Source organism: Gemmobacter aquatilis (assembly GCF_900110025.1).
Taxonomy (GTDB): domain Bacteria; phylum Pseudomonadota; class Alphaproteobacteria; order Rhodobacterales; family Rhodobacteraceae; genus Gemmobacter; species Gemmobacter aquatilis.
This window is the reverse complement of the sequence record NZ_FOCE01000022.1, coordinates 1-21364: the sequence shown is the minus strand read 5'-3', so window position 1 is coordinate 21364 and position 21364 is coordinate 1. Positions and strand designations below refer to the sequence as shown.

The following is a 21364-nucleotide window of genomic DNA, read 5'->3' as shown; positions in this document are numbered from 1 at the left end:
GCGGTCAGAGTGGTTTTGCCGTGGTCAACGTGGCCGATCGTCCCGATGTTGACGTGCGGTTTCGTCCGTTCAAACTTTGCCTTTGCCATGGTGGCAAGCTCCTCAATGGGTCGGTTGTGCCGGGGTCAGCCCCGGCCTACAGGGGTGGTAGGGCGGGGTTCACCCCGCCACACCGATCACGCGTATTTCTTCTGGATCTCTTGCGAGATGTTTTCCGGCACGGCGTCGTAATGGTCGAACGACATCGAGAACACGGCCCGGCCCGAGGTCATCGAGCGCAGCGTGTTGATGTAGCCGAACATGTTCGCCAGCGGAACCATGGCGGCGATGACGTTCGCGTTGCCGCGGCTGTCCTGCCCCGTCACCATGCCCCGACGCGAGGTCAGGTCGCCGATGACGCCGCCGGTGTATTCTTCCGGGGTGACGACTTCGACTTTCATGATCGGTTCCAGCAGCTTGGCGCCGGCTTTCTTCAGACCGTCACGCATCGCAGCGCGCGCGGCGATTTCGAAGGCCAGAACCGAGGAGTCCACGTCGTGGAACGCACCGTCGATCAGCTGCACCTTGAAGTCGATCACCGGGAAACCAGCCAGCGGGCCCGAGTCCATGACGGACTTGATGCCTTTTTCGACACCGGGAATGTATTCCTTCGGAACGGCACCGCCCACGATCTTGGATTCGAACGAATAGCCTTCGCCCGGCTCCGTCGGCGAGATCACCAGCTTCACGCGCGCAAACTGGCCGGTACCACCGGTCTGTTTCTTGTGCGTGTAGTCGATTTCATGCTCGCGCGAGATCGTTTCGCGGTAAGCCACCTGCGGTGCACCGATATTCGCCTCGACCTTGAATTCGCGACGCATACGGTCAACGAGGATGTCGAGGTGAAGTTCGCCCATGCCCTTCATGATCGTCTGGCCCGATTCGATATCGGTTTCGACGCGGAAGGACGGGTCTTCGGCAGCCAGACGGGCCAGAGCGATACCCATCTTTTCCTGGTCGGCCTTGGTCTTGGGTTCCACGGCGATTTCGATCACCGGGACCGGGAAGGTCATGGTTTCGAGAACAACCGGCGCCGCCGGGTCGCACAGCGTGTCGCCCGTGGTGGTTTCTTTCAGGCCGCCAAGCGCAATGATGTCACCGGCAAACGCTTCGGAAATCTCTTCGCGGTCGATGGCGTGCATCATCATCATGCGGCCAACGCGCTCGCGGCGCTCTTTGGTCGCATTCAGCATCGCGTCGCCCTTGGCCAGCTTGCCCGAATAGATCCGGGTGAAGGTCAGCGAGCCCACGAAGGGGTCGTTCATGATCTTGAACGCCAGCGCCGAGAAGGGCTGATCGTCATCCGCCGAACGCGCGATGTTGCGGGTTTCCGTCTCGTCACCCGGGGCGAAGCCCAGATAGGGCGGCACGTCCAGCGGCGAGGGCAGATAGTCGATCACGGCGTTCAGAAGAGGCTGCACGCCCTTGTTCTTGAACGCCGAACCGGCCATCACCGGGATGAAGTCGATGGCGAGCGTCCCCTTGCGGATCAGCGCGCGCAGCTCTTCGGCCGACGGCTCGTTGCCTTCCAGATAGGCTTCCATCGCGGCATCGTCCTGACCGACTGCCGTTTCCAGCAGGTTCAGGCGCCATTCCTCGGCGGACTCCATCAGTTCGGCGCGGATCGGCTGACGCCTCCACGAGGCACCCAGATCTTCGCCCTCATAGACCCATTCTTCCATGGTCACGAGGTCGATGATGCCTTCCAGCTTGTCTTCCGCACCGATCGGCAGGGCGATCGGCATCGGATTCGCGCCGGTCCGGTCCTTGATCATCTTCACACAATTGAAGAAGTCAGCGCCGGTCTTGTCCATCTTGTTGACGAACACGATGCGCGGAACCTTGTAGCGGTCAGCCTGACGCCACACGGTTTCGGTTTGCGGTTCAACACCGGCGTTGCCGTCCAGCAGAACGACAGCACCATCGAGAACGGCCAGCGAACGCTCGACTTCGATGGTGAAGTCAACGTGGCCGGGGGTGTCGATGATGTTGAAACGGAACTTGTCTTTCGCAGCGTGCGCCAGACCCGGATCAATGGTGCGTTCCCAGAAGGTGGTGGTGGCAGCAGAGGTGATCGTGATGCCACGTTCCTGCTCTTGCTCCATCCAGTCCATCGTCGCGGCGCCGTCATGGACTTCGCCGATCTTGTGGGACTTGCCGGTGTAGTAAAGGATGCGTTCGCTCGTCGTGGTCTTGCCCGCATCGATATGGGCAATGATCCCGAAGTTGCGGTAACGCTCCAGCGGATACTCGCGTGCCATGGCGCCCTCTTACCAGCGGTAGTGGCTGAACGCTTTGTTCGCGTCGGCCATTTTATGGGTGTCTTCGCGCTTCTTCACCGCGGTGCCACGGTTGTTGACGGCATCGGACAACTCGGCGGCCAGACGCTCTTCCATGGTGTTTTCGTTGCGCTTGCGGGCAGCGATGATCAGCCAACGGATGGCCAGAGCTTCGCGGCGCTCGGTGCGCACTTCAACCGGAACCTGGTAGGTCGCACCACCGACGCGGCGCGAACGCACTTCGACGGAGGGCTTCACATTGTCCAGGGCCTCGTGGAAGGCTTGGATCGGCTCGCGCTTCAGACGGGCCTGAACGCGCTCAAGGGCGCCATAAACAATCGATTCAGCGACGGACTTCTTGCCGTCGAGCATCAGGTTGTTCATGAACTTGGTCAGAACCCGATCGCCATACTTGGCATCGGGAAGGATTTCGCGCTTTTCGGCGGCGTGACGACGGGACATCTCTCAGAACCTCACTTCGGACGCTTCGCGCCGTATTTCGAACGACGCTGACGACGGTCTTTGACACCCTGGGTATCCAGGACGCCGCGCAGGATGTGGTAACGCACACCGGGAAGGTCTTTCACGCGACCACCGCGGATCAGAACCACCGAGTGCTCCTGAAGGTTATGCTTTTCACCGGGAATATAGCTGATCACCTCGAAGCCGTTCGTCAGGCGCACCTTGGCGACCTTACGCATAGCGGAGTTCGGCTTTTTCGGGGTCGTGGTGTACACGCGGGTGCACACGCCACGTTTTTGCGGGCACGATTCCAAGTGCTGGGACTTGGACCGCGTCTTCCGTGCTTCCCGCGGCTTGCGGATCAGCTGTTGGATCGTCGGCATTAGACTAGCCTCTATGTTGCAACCCGTTCAATCACCGCTCGTCAACGGCGTTTCCGGGGGCATTTCGTCGATTTGTGCCTTGCGCGTCCGCAAAACACGAAAACCGCATACGCCCCGTTCGCAGGGACGACGCGGTGGAATTCCAGAGGATCGGGGCTTGCACCCGGATCGTGACCACATCCATTTTCGCACCCCGATTGCAGAAAAGCGCAATGCGAGGTAGCGGGCGTATAGGGGGAGTCGCGGGGATTGTCAACAGGCGCAGGGCCAAACGCGGCGTTGGCGGGGCGCCGTCGGGGGTATGACCCGAATCACTTCTGACGCCTTCTTACCGCAGACAGCGCCGGGCGCCAGCCACCCAAGGTGCAGATGCGGAAACAATCGCCGGGGGCTCTGCGTGATTGATGCACCCGACCGGCTTGCAACCGAAGGAATATGTCAAAGTTATGGAATTTTCTGGCCTTCACCCCGGCAGCGTGGCATTTTCAGTCAGAGAAACCCGGAGACGCCTATGAACCGCTTTATCACAACCATTGCCGCCGCCGGTGCTGCCTTTGCCGCCAGCGTCGGGTCGGCTTCTGCTGCGACCTGTTCGCTGTGGCGCTGGTGGAACTGCACCCAACCCACCACCCCGACACAGCCGACAGCTTCTGTTCCCGAAATCGACGCTTCGGCTGGCCTGCTTACGGTTGCGGCCGTCGCGGCCGTCATGCTGGTTCTCTGGGAACGCCGCCGCCGCGCGCACTGAAGCTTTACCGCGATACGAGATTGAAATGCGGGGCCGTTTACGTGCCCCGCATTTTCATATCAGGGTGAAGTCGCTGACCACCATTGCCCATATGGCAATGATCAGGTTTGCAACCATGTGCGCCACCACAGCATCGGATATGCGCCCTTGGCGCAGCGTCAGCACCGCAAACAGCAGACCAGCCACGCCCGCCTCCAGCCAGCGGCCATGCAGTGTTGCAAAGGCTGCCGTGCTCGCCCCGACCGCCAGCGCCCTGCGCAGCAGGCCCGGGCCGTCCAGCCGCCCCAACAGGTAGCCACGGAAGGCCAGTTCCTCAACCAGCGGCACCAGAAGGATCGTGCCTGCAAGTCGAGACAGCAGCCAGATGGCAAAGGCCCAGCCCGGCAGTCCGGCCAATGCGGCGGCCAACGCCATCCCATCTTCGCCGCTGCGCTGATCCAGCACGATCCAGCCAATCCCCACAGCAACCCCGATACCTAGGGCGAGCGGGTCGGCGCGCCAGCCTGTGTGCCGGTATTGGCTGCGAAAGAACCACAGTGCGGCAGCCATGGCCGCCACGCGCAGCGGGTAACCAAGGTCAGGATGCGGAAAAAAGGCATGTGTCAGCAGGCTGGCCAGCATGAATACCGCAAAAGGCACCAGTAGCGCAGCCGTCGGATCGCCGCGCAGCACTGCAGCCGGTGCAGGCGTACGCCTGTGGAGCCATGGCACCGCCTGCACGATCCAGATGATCCCCAGCGCCAGAAGCGTAAAAGCCAGCCAGCCCGCATAGGAATGGAACCCGTTCACCGCCAGATCCGGCGAAACCGCCCGTCCGATCCAGATCAGCGTGCCGATCCTGACGATATTGAAGATCCAGGACAGCGCCACCGCCAGCGGTAGCACGACCCAGAACTGCGGAAAGCGCACTGTGTCGCGAAAGATGAACGCATAGATCAGCGTGAAGGCCGCGACGAGCGCCATGCCCTCGACCCCCGAACATTGCGGCGCGATGTTCACATTGAACTCGGGGAAGCCCAGATTGTAATGCGTGGCGTCAACAATCACGGTATCTGCGAACAGGCGCAGAAACCAATGCGCCCCTTCAAAGGTGATCTGCGTCACCACCTGCCAATCCCACAGGCCCTGCGCCATTTCGGCGATGTCGGGCAGAACCAGCGCTACGGCCAGCACAATAGCAAACAGCCCGCCCTCGTGCAGCGCCAGCCCGCGCCAGGCTCGTGCCGGGGCCAGCCATAGCACCCCGCCCAGCCCGGCCAACACACTGCCAAGCGTCATCGGCCAGACGGCCACATGAAAGATCGCGCCGATATTGCCGTCGGGGGCCAGCAGCAGCGGCAACAGCAACAGGCCCACGCCTGCAAGGTGCAAGGCAACCCATGCGCCCCGCCCCCCTGCCCCATCCACAGCCGCACGAAACTCTGCCAGCGCCTGAGGGCGCGCCCAGGCCAGAACGGCAAACGCCGCGAACACCACCAGCGCCCGCGCCACCAGACTGCGCAGGAAACGACAGACACCGAACAGGCCGGTCTGCTGACATTCGATGACTGAAAAGAACTGATAGCTGGCGGCCAACACCACCAGTTCGACACAAAACAGCAAGGTCACGCGCCAGAGCCGCGAGCTGGCCTGCTGTGATTGAAGAATGGGTTCGATGTTCATATCGCCAACCTACCGCAGGAATGCGGCAAGACTGCAACCGGAATATGCCAAACCCCGGTCAGCCTTGGGCCAACCTGCGCTCTCGCCACAGGGTGAACAATCCGGTTGCCACCACGATGGACGCGCCGATCAGCGTCCAGCCATCGGGAACCGAGCCGAAGACCAGAAACCCGAGCAGAATAGCCCAGAACAGCGCCATGTAGCGGAATGGCGCGACAAAGCCGATGTCACCCACCCGCATCGTCATCACCACCGTCAGATAGCCCACGATCAGCGCCGCCGAGGCGCCAAGGATCAGCGCCGCCTGTTCCAGCGATACCGGCGCCCAGCCGCTGAAGCCGGATACCACCGCCCCCATCGCCGTTACCGCAACCGCCGCCCAAAGCGCCACGGTCGCCGAAGGGGTGTGTCGGCTCAGCCGCCGCGTGGACAGATCGCGCGCCACCACACAGGCCACCGACGCCAGCCCCAGCAGCGACCAGCGATCAAACCCGGCCCCGCCCGGCCGGATGATCAGCATCACCCCGGCAAAACCGATGGCCACCGCCAGCAACCTGCGCCAGCCCAGTCTCTCGTGGAAGATCAGCGCTGCCGCGAGTGTCACGGCCAGCGGCAGCGACTGCATGATCGCCGAAAGCGTGGCCAGTGGCAGTTGCGTCAGTGCGATCAGGAAGGTCAGCGTTGCCAGCACCTCGGCCAGGGACCGGACAGAGATCATCGCCGCATCCGCTCCGCGCGGCACAAAGCCCAACACCCCCTGCCGGGCCGCAATGATCGCCAGCACCGCGGTTGTCAGCACCCCGCGCAGGGTAATCACCTGGAACAGCGGCAGCCCGGCGCTGGCGAGTTTCATGCAGGTGTCGTTCACCGTAAAGGCGCACATGGCGACATTCATCATCACCGCGCCGCGCATATTGTCCGAAAGTGCCATGCCTGCCCCCGCTTTGCCCGACCGCTAACAAATCCCCACAGCAAGGGCCAGTGTCAGAGCCGTTGCAGCATCGCGGCATCGAAGGGGAAGTGCTGTGCGATCAGGGGGGCCGCACTGTCCCAGTCCACCCGCTCGATCTTGCCCGAGGCATGGGGGTCGCTGTCATTGTCGGCATGGACGGTGCGGATGAAGGCGGGGGTATTGGCCTCGGTATAGGTGTTGTAATACTGGCCGCAGAAGCGGTGGTTGCGGCGGAAGATGTTCTCGCTGACGCCCACCCGGGTCGTCATGGCAAGGCCCAACCCGATGGGCGTCTTTTCCACCACCTCGAACAACGCGTTGCCCTCGGGCTTTCGCTCCAGAAAGAAGCCACGGTTGCTGCCGGTGACCAGCGGTGCATCTACCCCCGCCACCGGCAACAGCGCGGCCACGGTGGTGCGCATCCGGGCGATATGCTCCCGGTCAATGGCATCGTCATCATCCAGCCGGAAGCCGGTGATATGCGTGGCCTCCTCGGGCGTGGCCATCGCAAAGGCGCGCTTGATCGCCATGTAATGCGGCAGGGACGCAAGCGAGACCACCCGCGCGTCCGGCATCGGCGCAATCGCCGCATTCAGCCGGTCGCGCCACAGGTCGGGCAAGCTGCGGCCAATCAGAAAGACCATGCGAAAGTCAGGGTCCGACTGCACCAGCAATGACGGCATTGTCAGCCGCTCGAACAGTTGGAACCGCCGCTCCAGCCGGGCCGGGTCATACAGGCGGGCCAGTTGCGCCTCTTCCGCCTCGTCCACGCCGCCTTTCACAAATCCGCCTTTCGACGGGTAGGAAAAGCGCATCAGGCCGACGATCTCGTTGCGGAATTTGGCAGCCATCTTGAACCTCTTGCCCGGTACAGTTCAAACATGGGGGCGATGGCGTAGCGTGTCAAAATGAAACAGCCCCCATGCGCAGGGCATGGGGGCTGTTCCTTAGGCCAAGGGCGAAGCTCAATCGCGGCTTTCGACCGTATCGACGAAACCGCTGTCAACAGCAGGTGCCATCGGTTCGGCGACCGGGGCGGCCAGCGCGGCTGCGCTTTCCGCTTCGGACCGACGCGCCTCGACGACCAGCGCGTCCCGGTCATGCGCGATCTTCTTCACGCGGCTGGTAGCACCACCGGTGCCGGCCGGGATCAGACGCCCCACGATGACGTTCTCTTTCAGGCCCACCAGCTTGTCGCGCTTGCCCTGAACCGAAGCCTCGGTCAGCACGCGGGTGGTTTCCTGGAAGGACGCCGCCGAGATGAAGCTGCGCGTCTGCAGCGAGGCCTTGGTGATGCCCAGCAGGATCGGCTCGGCATGGGCCGGACGCAGACCATGGGCCAGCGCCTTGTCGTTCATCTCGTCCAGTTCGGCCTTGTCCACATGCTCGCCCTTCAGCAGCGTGGTCTCGCCGCTGTCGAGGATCTCGAACTTCTGCAGCATCTGGCGAACGATCACCTCGATGTGCTTGTCGTTGATCTTCACGCCCTGCAGACGATACACGTCCTGCACTTCGTCGATCATGTAGTTGGCCAGCGCTTCGACACCCATGATGCGCAGGATGTCATGCGGCGCCGGGTTGCCGTCCATGATGTAATCGCCCTTCTGGACGAAATCGCCTTCCTGAACCGGAATATGCTTCCCTTTCGGGATCATGTATTCCAGCGGCTGCAGCGTTTCGTCCACCGGCTCGATGGTGATGCGGCGCTTGGACTTGTAGTCCTTGCCGAAGCGCACATAGCCATCGGTTTCGGCGATGATCGCGTGATCTTTCGGGCGACGGGCTTCGAACAGTTCTGCCACGCGGGGAAGACCCCCGGTGATGTCCTTGGTCTTGGCACCTTCGCGCGGGATACGCGCCACCACGTCACCGGCCTTCAGCTCCTGCTGGTCTTCGACCGACAGAATGGCATCCACCGACATCGGGTAGGAAATCGGGTTGCCCGCTTCGTTGCGCATCGGCTCGCCGGTTTCCGGGTTCATAACGATGACTTCCGGCTTCAGATCCGAGCCCTTCGGCGCAGACCGCCAGTCGGACACGATCTTCTGCGTCATGCCGGTCGCATCGTCGGTCTCTTCGCGCACCGAGATGCCCGAGACGAGATCCACGAACCGCGCGATCCCCGCCTTTTCGGCGATGATCGGCAGGGTGTAGGGATCCCATTCGAACAGCTTGGCGCCACGCTTGACCAGCGTGCCTTCCTTGGCATGGACCTTCGCCCCATAGCCGACTTTGTGAACGGCGCGTTCGGCCCCGCTCTCGTCGATGATGGCGATGGCCATGTTCCGGCCCATGACGATCTGTTCGCCATTGGCATTGGTCAGAAGGTTGGCGTTGCGGAACTCGATCTTGCCCTCTTGCGAGGCTTCAAGGAACGATTGCTGGCCACCCTGCGCAATGCCGCCGATGTGGAACGTCCGCATCGTCAGCTGTGTGCCCGGTTCCCCAATCGACTGCGCGGCGATGATGCCGACAGCCTCGCCCTGATTGACCAGCGTACCGCGTGCCAGGTCGCGGCCATAGCACATGGCGCAGACGCCCTCTTCGGCCTCGCAGGTCAGCGGGCTGCGGATGCGGGCATGTTGCACCGCATTCACCAGGATCAGGTCGGCGCGGCGTTCGTCAATCAGCTCGCCTTTCTTGACCAGAACCTCTTCCGTGCCCGGCACGAGGATGTCATCGGCAGCCACACGGCCCAGCACGCGCTCGGCCAGCGTCGCCACGACTTCACCGTCGTTGACAGCCGCTTCGGCATGAATCGCCTGATCGGTGCCGCAGTCATGGCTGCGCACGATGCAGTCCTGCGCCACGTCCACCAGACGGCGGGTCAGATAGCCCGAGTTCGCCGTCTTCAACGCGGTATCGGCCAGACCCTTGCGGGCGCCGTGGGTCGAGTTGAAGTATTCAAGAACGGTCAGACCTTCCTTGAAGTTCGAGATGATCGGCGTCTCGATGATCTCGCCCGAGGGCTTGGCCATCAGGCCGCGCATCCCGCCGAGCTGTTTCATCTGGGCAGGCGAACCCCGCGCCCCGGAGTGGGACATCATATAGACCGAGTTCGGCTCTTTTTCAGCCCCGGCGTCGTCATACCGGACGGCAGAGATTTCGGCCATCATCTCGGCCGCAACCTTGTCAGAGCATTTCGACCAGGCATCGACAACCTTGTTATACTTCTCGCCCTGGGTGATCAGGCCGTCCATATACTGTTGTTCGAATTCCTTCACCTGATCGCGGACTTCGTTCACGATCGGCCATTTGGTATCCGGGATCAGCATGTCGTCCTTGCCGAACGAGATGCCGGCCTTGAACGCCTCGCGGAAGCCCAGACCCATGATCTGGTCACAGAAGATCACCGACTCTTTCTGACCGCAGTAGCGATAGACGGTGTCGATGACGGTCTGCACGTCCTTCTTGCGAAGCAGGCGGTTCACCAGCTCGAAAGGTGCCTTGGCGTTCAGCGGCAGCAGGTTGCCCAGACGCAGACGACCAGGGGTCGTATCGTAGCGCTTCCAGACAATGTTGCCCTCTTCGTCCACCTGACGCAGACGCGCCTTGACCTTGGCATGCAGATGCACGGCGCCAGCGGCCAAAGCGTGTTCCACTTCGTCCATATCGGCGAAAGCCATGCCTTCACCGACCATGCCCTTGCGTTCCATGGTGGTGTAATACAGGCCCAACACCATATCCTGCGATGGCACGATGATCGGCGCACCGTTGGCGGGCGACAGCACGTTGTTCGTGGACATCATCAGCACGCGTGCTTCCAGCTGGGCTTCCAGCGAAAGCGGAACGTGAACAGCCATCTGGTCACCGTCGAAGTCGGCGTTGAAGGCCGAACAGACCAGCGGGTGAAGCTGGATCGCCTTGCCTTCGATCAGGATCGGCTCGAATGCCTGGATGCCCAGACGGTGCAGCGTCGGCGCGCGGTTCAGCAGAACCGGGTGTTCGCGGATCACTTCATCCAGGATATCCCAGACCTCGGGGCGCTCTTTCTCGACCAGCTTCTTCGCCTGCTTCACGGTGCTGGAAAGCCCCTTGGCCTCCAGCCGCGAATAGATGAAGGGCTTGAACAGCTCCAGCGCCATCTTCTTCGGCAGGCCGCACTGGTGCAGCTTCAGTTCCGGCCCGGTCACGATGACCGAACGGCCCGAGAAGTCCACGCGCTTGCCCAGAAGGTTCTGGCGGAAGCGGCCCTGCTTGCCTTTCAGCATGTCGGACAGCGATTTCAGCGGGCGCTTGTTGGTGCCCGTGATCACGCGGCCCCGACGGCCGTTGTCGAACAGCGCATCGACGGCTTCCTGCAGCATCCGCTTTTCGTTGCGCACGATGATGTCGGGCGCACGCAGTTCGATCAGCCGCTTCAGACGGTTGTTGCGGTTGATCACCCGGCGATACAGGTCGTTCAGATCCGAGGTCGCAAAGCGGCCGCCATCCAGCGGCACCAGCGGGCGCAGTTCCGGCGGGATCACCGGCAGAACCGTCAGGATCATCCACTCGGGGCGGTTGCCCGATTCCAGGAAGGATTCGACGATCTTCAGGCGCTTGATGATCTTCTTCGGCTTCAGCTCGCCCGTCGCCTCTTTCAGCTCTTCGCGCAGGGTCTGCGCGGTCTGGTCGAGGTCGATGTTCGACAGCATCTCGCGGATCGCTTCGGCGCCGATATTGGCGGTGAAAGCGTCAGCGCCATACTGGTCTTGCGCGTCGAGATACTCTTCTTCGGTCATCATCTGGCAATAGGTCAGGTCGGTCAGACCCGGCTCGATCACCACATAGTTTTCGAAATAGAGGATGCGTTCCAGATCCCGCAGCGTCATGTCCAGCATCAGGCCGATGCGCGAGGGCAGCGACTTGAGGAACCAGATATGCGCCACCGGCGCGGCCAGTTCGATATGGCCCATCCGCTCGCGGCGGACCTTCTGCAGCGTGACTTCCACACCGCATTTTTCGCAGACGACGCCGCGATACTTCATGCGCTTGTATTTGCCGCAGAGGCATTCGTAATCCTTGATCGGGCCAAAGATACGCGCGCAGAACAGGCCGTCACGCTCGGGCTTGAACGTACGGTAGTTGATGGTTTCCGGCTTCTTGATCTCGCCGAACGACCACGACAGGATTCGCTCGGGCGAAGCCAGCGAGATCTTGATCTCGTCGAAAGTCTTCACCGGCGCGACCGGGTTGAACGGGTTGGTGCTGATTTCCTGGTTCATTTTCAAATCCTTGAAAGGGCGCGGGGTTCAGAGCGGGCGACCCGCAATTTTTCTGCGAAAAATTGCGGGTCCGAGTTTTCGCAGAAAACTCGTGCCCTCACTCCTCCTCCGCATCCAGGAGTTCCATGTTCAGGCCGAGGCCGCGGACTTCCTTGACGAGCACGTTGAAGCTCTCCGGAACGCCTGCTTCGAAATTGTCCTCGCCCTTGACGATCGACTCGTAGACCTTGGTCCGGCCTGCCACGTCGTCCGACTTCACCGTCAGCATCTCTTGCAGGGTATAGGCGGCGCCGTAGGCTTCCAGTGCCCAGACCTCCATCTCCCCCAGACGCTGACCACCGAACTGCGCCTTACCACCCAGCGGCTGCTGCGTGACGAGCGAATACGGCCCGGTCGAACGGGCGTGCAGCTTGTCATCGACAAGGTGGTGCAGCTTGAGCATGTATTTCACGCCCACCGTCACCTTGCGCTGGAACTGCTCGCCGCTGCGGCCATCGAACACGACAGATTGGCCTGACGTATCGAACCCGGCGCGGGTCAGCGCGTCGTTCACGTCCTGCTCTTTGGCACCGTCGAACACCGGGGTGGCAATAGGCACGCCCTTGGTCACGTTGCCCGCCAGCTCCAGGAACTCTGCCTCGTCACGGTCCGAGAAGGCCGCTTCATAGGTTTCGTCGCCATAAGCCAGACGCATCGCTTCGCGCACAGGGGTCATGTCGCCCGACCGGCGATACTCTTTCAGGGCATCGTCGATCTTCAGGCCCAGACCGCGCGCGGCCCAGCCCATATGGGTTTCCAGAATCTGCCCGACGTTCATCCGCGACGGCACGCCAAGCGGGTTCAGGACGAGGTCAACCGGGGTGCCGTCGGCCAGGAAGGGCATGTCCTCGATCGGAACGACCTTGGAAATAACCCCTTTGTTGCCGTGACGACCGGCCATCTTGTCGCCCGGTTGCAGCTTGCGCTTCACCGCCACGAACACCTTGACCATCTTCATCACACCGGGCGGCAGATCGTCGCCACGGCGCACCTTCTCCACCTTGTCCTCGAAGCGCAGGTCGAGCGCACGTTTCTGCGCTTCGAACTGGTCATGCAGGGCTTCCACGTCCTTGGCTTCGGCCTCTTCCGCCAGCGCCAGTTGCCACCATTGCCCGCGCGACAGCGTGGACAGCAGCTCGTCGTTGATCTCGGACCCGGCTTTCACGCCTTTCGGGCCTTTGACCGCCACCTTGCCCAGGATCAGCGCCTTGAGACGCGAATAGATGTTGCGTTCCAGAATGGTCAACTCGTCGTCGCGGTCCCGCGCCAGACGTTCGACTTCTTCCCGCTCGATCTGCAGGGCGCGTTCGTCCTTGTCCACGCCATGACGGTTGAACACGCGGACTTCCACGATCGTGCCATAGGCGCCCGGCGGCAGACGCAGCGAGGTGTCGCGCACATCCGATGCCTTTTCGCCGAAAATGGCGCGCAGCAGCTTTTCTTCCGGCGTCATCGGGCTTTCGCCCTTGGGGGTGATCTTGCCCACCAGAATGTCACCCGGCTGCACTTCGGCGCCGATATACACGATGCCCGCCTCGTCGAGGTTGCGCAGCGCTTCTTCACCGACGTTCGGAATATCGCGGGTGATCTCTTCCGGCCCCAGCTTCGTATCGCGGGCCGCGACTTCGTATTCCTCGATGTGGATCGAGGTGAACACGTCATCGCGCAGGATGCGTTCCGAAATCAGGATCGAGTCTTCATAGTTGTAGCCGTTCCACGGCATGAACGCGACGATCACGTTCCGGCCAAGCGCCAGTTCACCGAAATCGGTGCAGGGGCCATCGGCGACAACCTCGCCACGTGCCACCGTGTCACCCACCTTCACCAGCGGGCGCTGGTTGATGCAGGACGACTGGTTGGAACGTTTGAACTTGCGCAAACGATAGATGTCCACGCCCGGCTCGCCGGGGTCCAGCATCTCGGTCGCGCGCACAACGATACGCGTCGCATCCACCTGGTCGATCACACCGGCGCGGCGGGCCATGATGGCCGCCCCGGAATCGCGCGCCACAACGGCTTCGATCCCCGTGCCCACGAAAGGCGCGTCGGCCTGCAGCAGCGGCACCGCCTGACGCTGCATGTTCGACCCCATCAGCGCGCGGTTGGCGTCATCATTTTCCAGGAAGGGAATGAGCGAAGCCGCGACCGACACGAGCTGTTTCGGCGACACGTCGATCAGGTCGATGGCCTCCGGCGGGTTGAGCATGAATTCGCCCGCCTTGCGCGAGGAAATCAGGTCATCCGTAAAGCGGCCTTCATCGTCCTGCGCCGCGTTGGCCTGCGCCACGGTGTGGCGCATTTCTTCGGTCGCCGACATGTAGACCACGTCATCCGTGACCTTGCCGTCAATGACCTTGCGATACGGGGTCTCGATGAAGCCGTATTTGTTCACGCGGGCAAAGGTGGCCAGCGAGTTGATCAGACCGATGTTCTGACCTTCCGGCGTCTCGATCGGGCACATCCGGCCATAGTGGGTCGGGTGAACGTCGCGCACTTCGAAGCCCGCACGTTCGCGCGTCAGACCACCCGGCCCGAGGGCCGACAGGCGGCGCTTGTGCGTCACTTCCGACAGCGGGTTGGTCTGGTCCATGAACTGCGACAGCTGCGAGGAGCCGAAGAATTCACGCACCGCCGCCGCAGCCGGTTTCGCGTTGATCAGGTCTTGCGGCATGATCGTGTCGATTTCCACCGATGACATGCGCTCCTTGATCGCGCGCTCCATGCGCAGCAGGCCGACGCGATACTGGTTTTCCATCAGTTCGCCAACCGAGCGCACCCGGCGGTTGCCGAGGTGGTCAATATCGTCGATCTCGCCCTTGCCGTCGCGCAGTTCGACCAGCGCCTTGATGCAGGCCACGATATCGTCGCGGTCCAGCGTGCGCTGGGTGTCCGGTTTGCCCAGATCCAGACGCATGTTCATCTTCACGCGGCCCACGGCGGAAAGATCATAACGCTCGCTGTCGAAGAACAGCGTGTCGAACAGCGTTGCGGCGGCTTCGACGGTCGGCGGTTCACCCGGACGCATCACACGGTAGATATCCATGAGCGCGGTGTCGCGGCCCATGTTCTTGTCTGCCGCCATGGTGTTGCGGATGTAGGGACCGACGTTCACGTTGTCGATGTCCAGAACCGGGATGTCGGTGATGCCCTGATCGAGCAGCACTTTCAGCGTGCCGCCCTTCACCTCGCCATCGCGGTCATAGTCCATCGTCAGTTCGTCACCAGCTTCGACCCAGATCTCGCCGGTGTCTTCGTTGATGATGTCCTTGGCGACATAGCGACCAACGATATGGTCGAACGGCACCAGAAGCTCGGTGACCTTCGCGTCGTCGATCCATTTCTTGACCATGCGCGGCGTGGCTTTCTCGCCCGCCTTCAGGATCACTTCGCCGGTTGCCGCATCGACCAGATCATAGGTCGGCCGGGTGCCGCGCACGCGTTCGGGGAAGAAGCGGGTGACCCAGCCCTTGTTCTTGGAAAATTTGAACCAGACGGTTTCATAATAGGCATCCATGATGCCTTCCTGATCCATGCCAAGCGCATAGAGCAGGGTCGTCACCGGCAGCTTGCGCCGACGGTCGATACGCGCGAACACGATGTCCTTGGCGTCGAACTCAAAGTCCAGCCAGCTGCCGCGATACGGGATGATGCGGCAGGCGAACAGAAGTTTGCCCGAGGAATGGGTCTTGCCCTTGTCGTGATCGAAGAACACGCCGGGCGAGCGGTGCATCTGGCTGACGATCACGCGCTCGGTGCCGTTCACGATGAACGTGCCGTTCGCGGTCATCAGGGGCATGTCGCCCATATAGACATCCTGTTCCTTGATGTCCTTGACCGACCGGGCGCCGGTGGTTTCATCGACATCGAACACGATCAGGCGCAGGGTGACCTTCAGCGGCGCGGCGAAGGTCATGTCGCGCTGCTGGCACTCGTCCACGTCGTATTTCGGCTTTTCCAGCTCGTATTTCACGAATTCCAGAACGGCGGTCTCGTTGAAGTCCTTGATCGGGAAGACCGATTGGAAGACGCCCTGGATGCCCTCGCCGTCCAGAGGTTTCGGCGCGTCGCCGGACTTCAGGAACAGATCGTAAGAGGATTTCTGAACCTCGATGAGGTTCGGCATTTCAAGGACTTCACGGATCTTGCCGAAGTAGCGGCGGATCCGCTTCTGGCCAACGTAGCTCTGAGCCATGCTCATCGTCACCTTTCTTTTGCGTCGGCGCGCAGCCTGTCGGGCCACAGGCGCACACCGAATGCGATCAGGGGGAAGGTTCCATTCATGCGTGCCCGTCCCGAAGGGCCGCTCCCGAACCTTGAACCACGCCTGGGAAGAAACTTGGGCAAAGCCCCTTCCAAGACAGGTTCGGCTGGGCCCGACACGAGGGTCGGACCCAGCCAAATCTTCAATCTTTCACGATGCCAGAGGCACCGGACAGATTACTTCAGCTCGACCTTGGCGCCAGCCTCTTCGAGCTTCTTCTTCATCGCCTCGGCGTCAGCCTTGGAGATGGCTTCTTTCACTTTGCCGCCAGCTTCCACGAGGTCCTTGGCTTCTTTCAGACCAAGACCGGTGATCGCGCGCACTTCCTTGATCACGTTGATCTTGTTGGCGCCGGCGTCGGTCAGGACGACGTCGAACTCGGTCTTTTCTTCTTCAGCCGGGGCAGCGGCAGCAGCCGGGCCAGCCATCATCACAGCGCCGCCAGCAGCGGGCTCGATGCCGTATTCATCCTTCAGGATGTTCTTCAGTTCCTGCGCTTGCAGCAGGGTCAGACCGACGATTTGTTCGGCGAGAGCTTTGAGATCAGCCATTTTTCAACTTCCGTTCAGTTAAGATGGGTTCCAACGAGATTGGATCGACCCACGCAAAGTATCCCGAGTGTCAAACTGCGCCCCTTAGGCCGCAGCTTTCTCCTCGATGGTTTTGAGGATGCCAGCGATGTTCGAAGCAGGCGCGCCAATGGCACCAGCGATGTTCGAGGCGGGCGCACCGATGCACGACACGATCTGAGCGATAAGCTCTTCGCGCGACGGCATGGCGGCCACGGCTTTCACACCGGCCTGGTCCAGAACCACGTCGCCCATTGCGCCGCCAAGGATCACGAACTTTTCGTTCGTCTTGGCATACGCCTCGCAGACCTTCGCCGCAGCGACGGGGTCTTCCGAGTAGGACAACACGGTCATGCCCGTCAGAAGGTCACCCATGCCGGAGCCGGGTTTGCCTTCAAGGGCGATCTTGGCGAGCTTGTTCTTGGCAACGCGTACGGACCCGCCAACTTCGCGCATTTTCGCGCGCAGGTCCTGCATCTGTTTCACCGTGATACCTGCGTAGTGTGCAATCACAACAACGCCAGAGCTTGCGAAGATTTGACCGAGTTCCTCGACCAATTTCTCTTTCTGGGCTCTATCCACAGTTTCACTCCAAGTATGGGGGTTTCCCCCCGGCTCATGTTTGCCCCTGAGGATCAGGGGCGTCGGGTCCGTCATACAGGTCCCGAGGCCAAGACCGCCTAGGGCGGCTTAAATCTCGTTCCCCATCTCAGGCAGGAGAATTAAGGCGTTTGCGCGCCACCCACCGTCTCGGACAGGACAAGGCGGTTTCGCCTTGCCACCCCCTTGTTTCCAAGGGGAATTTCGTAGGGCGGGGTTACCCCCGCCCCCGCAATCAGTTCCCGGTCGTCGCCAGGTCGAGCGAGACGCCCGGGCCCATGGTCGAGGACAGCGAGACTTTCTTGACGTAGGCGCCTTTGGCACCCGACGGACGGGCGCGGGTCACGGCGTCAACGAAAGCGCGGACGTTTTCGGCCAGCTTCGCCTCGTCGAACGACACTTTGCCGATACCGGCATGGATGACGCCGGCTTTTTCGACCTTGAACTGCACTTCGCCGCCCTTTGCCGCTTCGACAGCCGTTTTCACGTCCATCGTCACGGTGCCGACCTTCGGGTTCGGCATCAGGTTGCGCGGGCCGAGGATCTTGCCCAGACGGCCGACCAGCGGCATCATGTCCGGGGTGGCAATGCAGCGATCGAATTCGATCTTGCCCGACTGGATGGTTTCCATCAGGTCTTCCGCACCGACGATATCCGCGCCAGCGGCCTTGGCTTCATCAGCCTTGGCGCCACGGGCGAACACGGCCACGCGCACGGTTTTGCCGGTGCCGTTGGGCAGCTGCACAACGCCGCGGACCATCTGGTCAGCGTGACGCGGGTCAACACCCAGATTCATCGCGATTTCAAGCGTTTCGTCGAATTTCGCCGAAGCGGCCGACTTGATCAGCTTCACCGCGTCTTCGACCGAGATCAGCTCTTTACCCACGAAAGCTTCGCGGGCGACTTTGGAGCGCTTACCGATTTTTGCCATGATCTCAGCCCTTCACTTCGATGCCGCAGGAGCGGGCCGAGCCGAGAATGATCTGCATCGCCGCTTCGATCGAGTTGGCGTTCAGGTCTTTCATCTTGGCTTCGGCGATCGCGCGGATCTGCGCGGCGGTCACTTTGCCCGCCACTTCACGACCCGGCTTGGCCGAACCCTTGGCGCGGTTGCGCTTGCCGACCGGCGGCAGGCCAGCCGCCTGTTTCAGCATGAACGAAGCCGGCGCGGTCTTGAATTCCAGCGAGAACGACTTGTCCTGGTAGTAGGTGATGATGACCGGCGTGGGAGTGCCGGGCGTCATGTCGGCGGTCTTCGCGTTGAATTCCTTCACGAAGGCCATGATGTTCAGACCGCGCTGACCCAGCGCCGGGCCGACCGGCGGGGAGGGGTTGGCCTGACCGGCCTTCACTTGCAGCTTCAGGCTGCCAATAATCTTCTTGGCCATGGGCCATCTCCTTTGTCACCGCGCCAATTGGCGCAAGGTTTAGTGGTCCGGTCCGCGGTCGCACCAACCGCTCGCCTCCCACAGATGCACTCAGAGTTCCTTGGAAACCTGAGTGAATTCCAGTTCGACCGGGGTTGCGCGACCGAAGATCGACACCGTCACCTTCAGGCGCGAGTGATCTTCATCCACATCCTCGACCATACCGTCGAAGCCTTCGAACGGGCCGTCGGTCACTTTGACCTTCTCGCCGATCTCGAAGCGGATCAGGTTGCGCGGGGCTTCCTGGCCTTCTTCGACGCGGTTGAGAATCGCGTTCACCTCGGCGTCACGCATCGGCATCGGCTTGCCCTGCGGGCCGAGGAAGCCGGTCACCCGGTTGATCGACGAAATCAGGTGATAGCCCCGATTCGACATTTCCATCCGCACGAGCACATAGCCCGGCATGAAGCGACGCTCGGAGGTCACTTTCTTGCCGCGACGCACCTCGATCACTTCTTCCGTCGGAACGAGAACCTCTTCGATCTCGTCCTCAAGGCCGTTTTCCGCCACGGCTTGCTTGATCTGCTCGGCTACCTTCTTCTCGAAATTCGAGAGGACGGATACCGAATACCACCGCTTCGCCATGCTGCCTTCACCCTTGCCACGCGGCCGCCCTTAAGGGTCGGTCCCCGTAAAATCCTGTATTTCCCGAGCCTTGAACGCCCGGACCTGAACAAAAAACAGCGCGCAACACGAATCGCTGCGCGCCGGTTTGACGTTCGTTGGGCGGGGAATAGACCCCTGCGCCCCCGAATTCAAGGGAAAACCGCGCGTCAGGCGGCGGGGGTCAGCCGCCCAGCCCGTTGATGACCAGCGACAACCCGGTCTTGATCGAGAAATCGACGAGGCTGAAGAAGGTCGCGGTCAGCGCGGCCATGATGAACACCATGACGGTGGTCAGGATCACTTCGCGGCGCGTCGGCCAGACGACCTTGCCCACCTCGGTACGCACCTGCTGGATGAACTGGAGGGGGGAGACCTTGGCCATGTGTAAACGTCCTGCTGATGCCGCGTGCGGTGTTTCAGGGGGCGGAGATACGCGCTTGGGCAACGGATTTCAAGCCGTCAGAGGGAGGTGACCGGCGGCGGACCTCTGTACACCCCCTGTACACCCCCCGTGCCGCACCTTTGCACCCGCAGGCACAGACGCAGACCCGGCCACAAAGGTTAACAGCCGCCTCAGGGCGCCGCAGCCTTACCGGATTTTTGGGAAATTGAACTGGCAGGAGTTGGGGGACTCGAACCCACGACCCTCGGTTTTGGAGACCGATGCTCTACCAACTGAGCTAAACTCCTGCACTGCGCCGGGAACTACGGCACCCGCCCGGGGAAATCAAGGGTGATTTTCCATCCTTGCGCGGCCTGAGCCGCGAATGTGGCCCAAGGCCAGCACCACCCGCCGCCGCGCCGGGCAAGGACCGGCACATCGGCCCTGCCCTAGGGCGCCCAGCGCTTGCAGCCCCCCGGAGCTTACAGAAAATCATGCCCGTTCAGGTTGGCCGCGCTGATGCCGATCAGTTCGATGCTGGATTGGCCGTAGGTGATCACCGCGCCGCGCGCGCCATCCTCGATGGTGAAGGCCCCAACCCCGCGCAGATCAAGCTGATCGGTGCCGTCCTGAAAATTGCTGATGATGTCGGCACCATCGCCCCGGGCGAAGACAAAGATGTCGATGCCCTGGCCGCCAATCAGCCGATCCCCGCCCAGCCCGCCCGTCAGGATGTCGGCCCCCGCGCCCCCCGTGAGGATGTCACGGTTTTCGCCACCATTCAGCACATCCGCGCCTTCGTCGCCATTGATCCAGTCATTCCCCCGGCCCCCCAGCAGCGAATCCGCCCCCCTGCCGCCGAACAACTGGTCGGCGCCATCGCTGGCAAACAGATGGTCATCCCCGCCATTCGCGTGGATCGTGTCATCGCCCAGAAGGCTGAGACTGTAGACATCAATCGCCGGGTCACGCAGCATGTCGTCGCTGCCGTTCAGGGTGATGTTCCAGTCGAACCCGCCGAGAAAACTCTTCAACGTCAGGCTGCTCAGCGCAGAGGCGGCGGCAAGGAGATCCGCCATATCCATGCCGAGATTGGTGAAGGTGATTTTGTAAGGCGGGTTGAACACGCTTGGGCTGTAGGTGACCGTTAGCGTATCCAGCGTGCCACCGACGATGAAGTCTTGCCCGATGACCGAGCCGGGGCCGATCTGGAACCCGCTGCCTGTCAGACCAAAACTCCAGCCATTGCTGGCGGTGCCGGTGATCCGGTGGGGCGTTTCCGACGCGATGTCGATGAAGCTGATCATCACGCGCAGGGCTTCGAACAGCAGCCAGGGGCTGGAGTCGGAGGGTGACGGAAATACAACGTTGGGCAAAATCTTCTCCCGCACTATGAAAATATTTCGGGGATGTTAGCGCGGGGATTTGCTTTGGCAAGGGATTCCCGCCGCGCCCGCTCTGGCCGGGCTGGTTCGGCCAGAGCGGGCGCCCCGAATGACAAAAGCCCGGGCCGAAGCCCGGGCTTTCCGATGTGCTGGCAAGGGGCGTGCCCCCGCCCGCAAATCAGGCGATGATTTTCGAGACGACGCCTGCGACGCCATGAGTTTCCAAAATTATCAGGCGATAATTTTGGAGACGACCCCTGCCCCAACCGTACGGCCGCCTTCACGGATGGCGAAGCGCAGCTTCTCTTCCATGGCGATCGGCGCGATCAGTTCGACGTTGAACTTCAGGTTGTCGCCCGGCAT

General features: G+C 61.8%; 18 protein-coding genes and 1 tRNA gene. 1 reads left to right on the top strand and 18 read right to left on the bottom strand.

The genetic code is table 11. From position 1 onward, the window contains the following. The 4 genes from BMX43_RS18980 to rpsL form a co-directional block, all read right to left on the bottom strand. On the bottom strand, positions 1 to 89 hold an 89-nt coding region (locus BMX43_RS18980), incomplete at its 3' end, for a GTP-binding protein (RefSeq protein ID WP_217643993.1). A gap of 87 nt (positions 90 to 176) precedes the next feature. Then, positions 177 to 2300 carry an elongation factor G gene (gene fusA / locus BMX43_RS18975; RefSeq protein ID WP_091303738.1) on the bottom strand — a complete coding sequence of 708 codons (2124 nt, stop codon included), beginning with the start codon at positions 2298 to 2300 and terminating at the stop codon, positions 177 to 179. A gap of 9 nt (positions 2301 to 2309) precedes the next feature. Then, positions 2310 to 2780, bottom strand: a complete 471-nt coding sequence (rpsG, locus tag BMX43_RS18970) for a 30S ribosomal protein S7 (protein ID WP_091303736.1) — start codon at positions 2778 to 2780, stop codon at positions 2310 to 2312. An 11-nt stretch (positions 2781 to 2791) separates the two neighbouring features. After that, positions 2792 to 3163, bottom strand: coding sequence for a 30S ribosomal protein S12 (rpsL, locus tag BMX43_RS18965; RefSeq protein WP_091303734.1), 372 nt, complete (start codon positions 3161 to 3163; stop codon positions 2792 to 2794). Between the two features lie 511 nt (positions 3164 to 3674). Between rpsL and BMX43_RS19605 the strand changes: the two genes are divergently transcribed. Next, complete coding sequence (locus tag BMX43_RS19605) at positions 3675 to 3911, top strand: VPEID-CTERM sorting domain-containing protein (RefSeq protein ID WP_139201636.1); 237 nt, start codon at positions 3675 to 3677, stop codon at positions 3909 to 3911. Between the two features lie 54 nt (positions 3912 to 3965). Here BMX43_RS19605 and xrtE read toward each other — a convergent pair whose 3' ends face one another. The 14 genes from xrtE to BMX43_RS18890 form a co-directional block, all read right to left on the bottom strand. Then, positions 3966 to 5573, bottom strand: a complete 1608-nt coding sequence (gene xrtE / locus BMX43_RS18955) for an exosortase E/protease, VPEID-CTERM system (protein ID WP_091303730.1) — start codon at positions 5571 to 5573, stop codon at positions 3966 to 3968. 58 nt (positions 5574 to 5631) lie between these two features. After that, positions 5632 to 6504, bottom strand: coding sequence for a DMT family transporter (locus BMX43_RS18950; RefSeq protein ID WP_091303727.1), 873 nt, complete (start codon positions 6502 to 6504; stop codon positions 5632 to 5634). Positions 6505 to 6557: 53 nt separating this feature from the next. Further along, positions 6558 to 7376 carry a glycosyltransferase gene (locus tag BMX43_RS18945; RefSeq protein WP_091303724.1) on the bottom strand — a complete coding sequence of 273 codons (819 nt, stop codon included), beginning with the start codon at positions 7374 to 7376 and terminating at the stop codon, positions 6558 to 6560. A 114-nt stretch (positions 7377 to 7490) separates the two neighbouring features. Further along, the gene (rpoC, locus tag BMX43_RS18940; protein ID WP_091303721.1) at positions 7491 to 11732 is read right to left on the bottom strand and encodes a DNA-directed RNA polymerase subunit beta'; all 4242 of its coding nucleotides are present in this window, start codon (positions 11730 to 11732) and stop codon (positions 7491 to 7493) included. A 97-nt stretch (positions 11733 to 11829) separates the two neighbouring features. After that, a complete protein-coding gene (gene rpoB / locus BMX43_RS18935; protein WP_091303744.1) occupies positions 11830 to 15963 on the bottom strand; it encodes a DNA-directed RNA polymerase subunit beta in 4134 nt (1377 codons plus the stop codon). A gap of 245 nt (positions 15964 to 16208) precedes the next feature. Continuing rightward, positions 16209 to 16583: a 50S ribosomal protein L7/L12 gene (gene rplL / locus BMX43_RS18930; protein WP_091303717.1), complete on the bottom strand. Its 375-nt coding sequence runs from the start codon at positions 16581 to 16583 to the stop codon at positions 16209 to 16211. Between the two features lie 84 nt (positions 16584 to 16667). Continuing rightward, a complete protein-coding gene (gene rplJ / locus BMX43_RS18925; protein ID WP_091303742.1) occupies positions 16668 to 17183 on the bottom strand; it encodes a 50S ribosomal protein L10 in 516 nt (171 codons plus the stop codon). A gap of 253 nt (positions 17184 to 17436) precedes the next feature. Next, complete coding sequence (gene rplA, locus BMX43_RS18920; RefSeq protein ID WP_091303715.1) at positions 17437 to 18132, bottom strand: 50S ribosomal protein L1; 696 nt, start codon at positions 18130 to 18132, stop codon at positions 17437 to 17439. A gap of 4 nt (positions 18133 to 18136) precedes the next feature. After that, positions 18137 to 18589: a 50S ribosomal protein L11 gene (gene rplK, locus BMX43_RS18915; RefSeq protein ID WP_091303713.1), complete on the bottom strand. Its 453-nt coding sequence runs from the start codon at positions 18587 to 18589 to the stop codon at positions 18137 to 18139. Positions 18590 to 18679: 90 nt separating this feature from the next. Beyond that, positions 18680 to 19213 (bottom strand): transcription termination/antitermination protein NusG, encoded by a 534-nt coding sequence (gene nusG / locus BMX43_RS18910; RefSeq protein WP_091303711.1) that lies wholly within the window; start codon positions 19211 to 19213, stop codon positions 18680 to 18682. Between the two features lie 202 nt (positions 19214 to 19415). Beyond that, complete coding sequence (gene secE, locus BMX43_RS18905) at positions 19416 to 19616, bottom strand: preprotein translocase subunit SecE (protein WP_091303709.1); 201 nt, start codon at positions 19614 to 19616, stop codon at positions 19416 to 19418. A gap of 232 nt (positions 19617 to 19848) precedes the next feature. Continuing rightward, positions 19849 to 19924: transfer RNA gene (locus tag BMX43_RS18900), tRNA-Trp, on the bottom strand. 174 nt (positions 19925 to 20098) lie between these two features. Continuing rightward, entirely contained in the window at positions 20099 to 20992 is an 894-nt protein-coding gene (locus BMX43_RS18895; protein ID WP_139201635.1) for a calcium-binding protein, read from the bottom strand. Between the two features lie 240 nt (positions 20993 to 21232). Beyond that, a partial coding sequence (locus BMX43_RS18890) for an EF-Tu C-terminal domain-related protein (RefSeq protein ID WP_483863935.1) occupies positions 21233 to 21364 on the bottom strand: 132 nt, incomplete at its 5' end.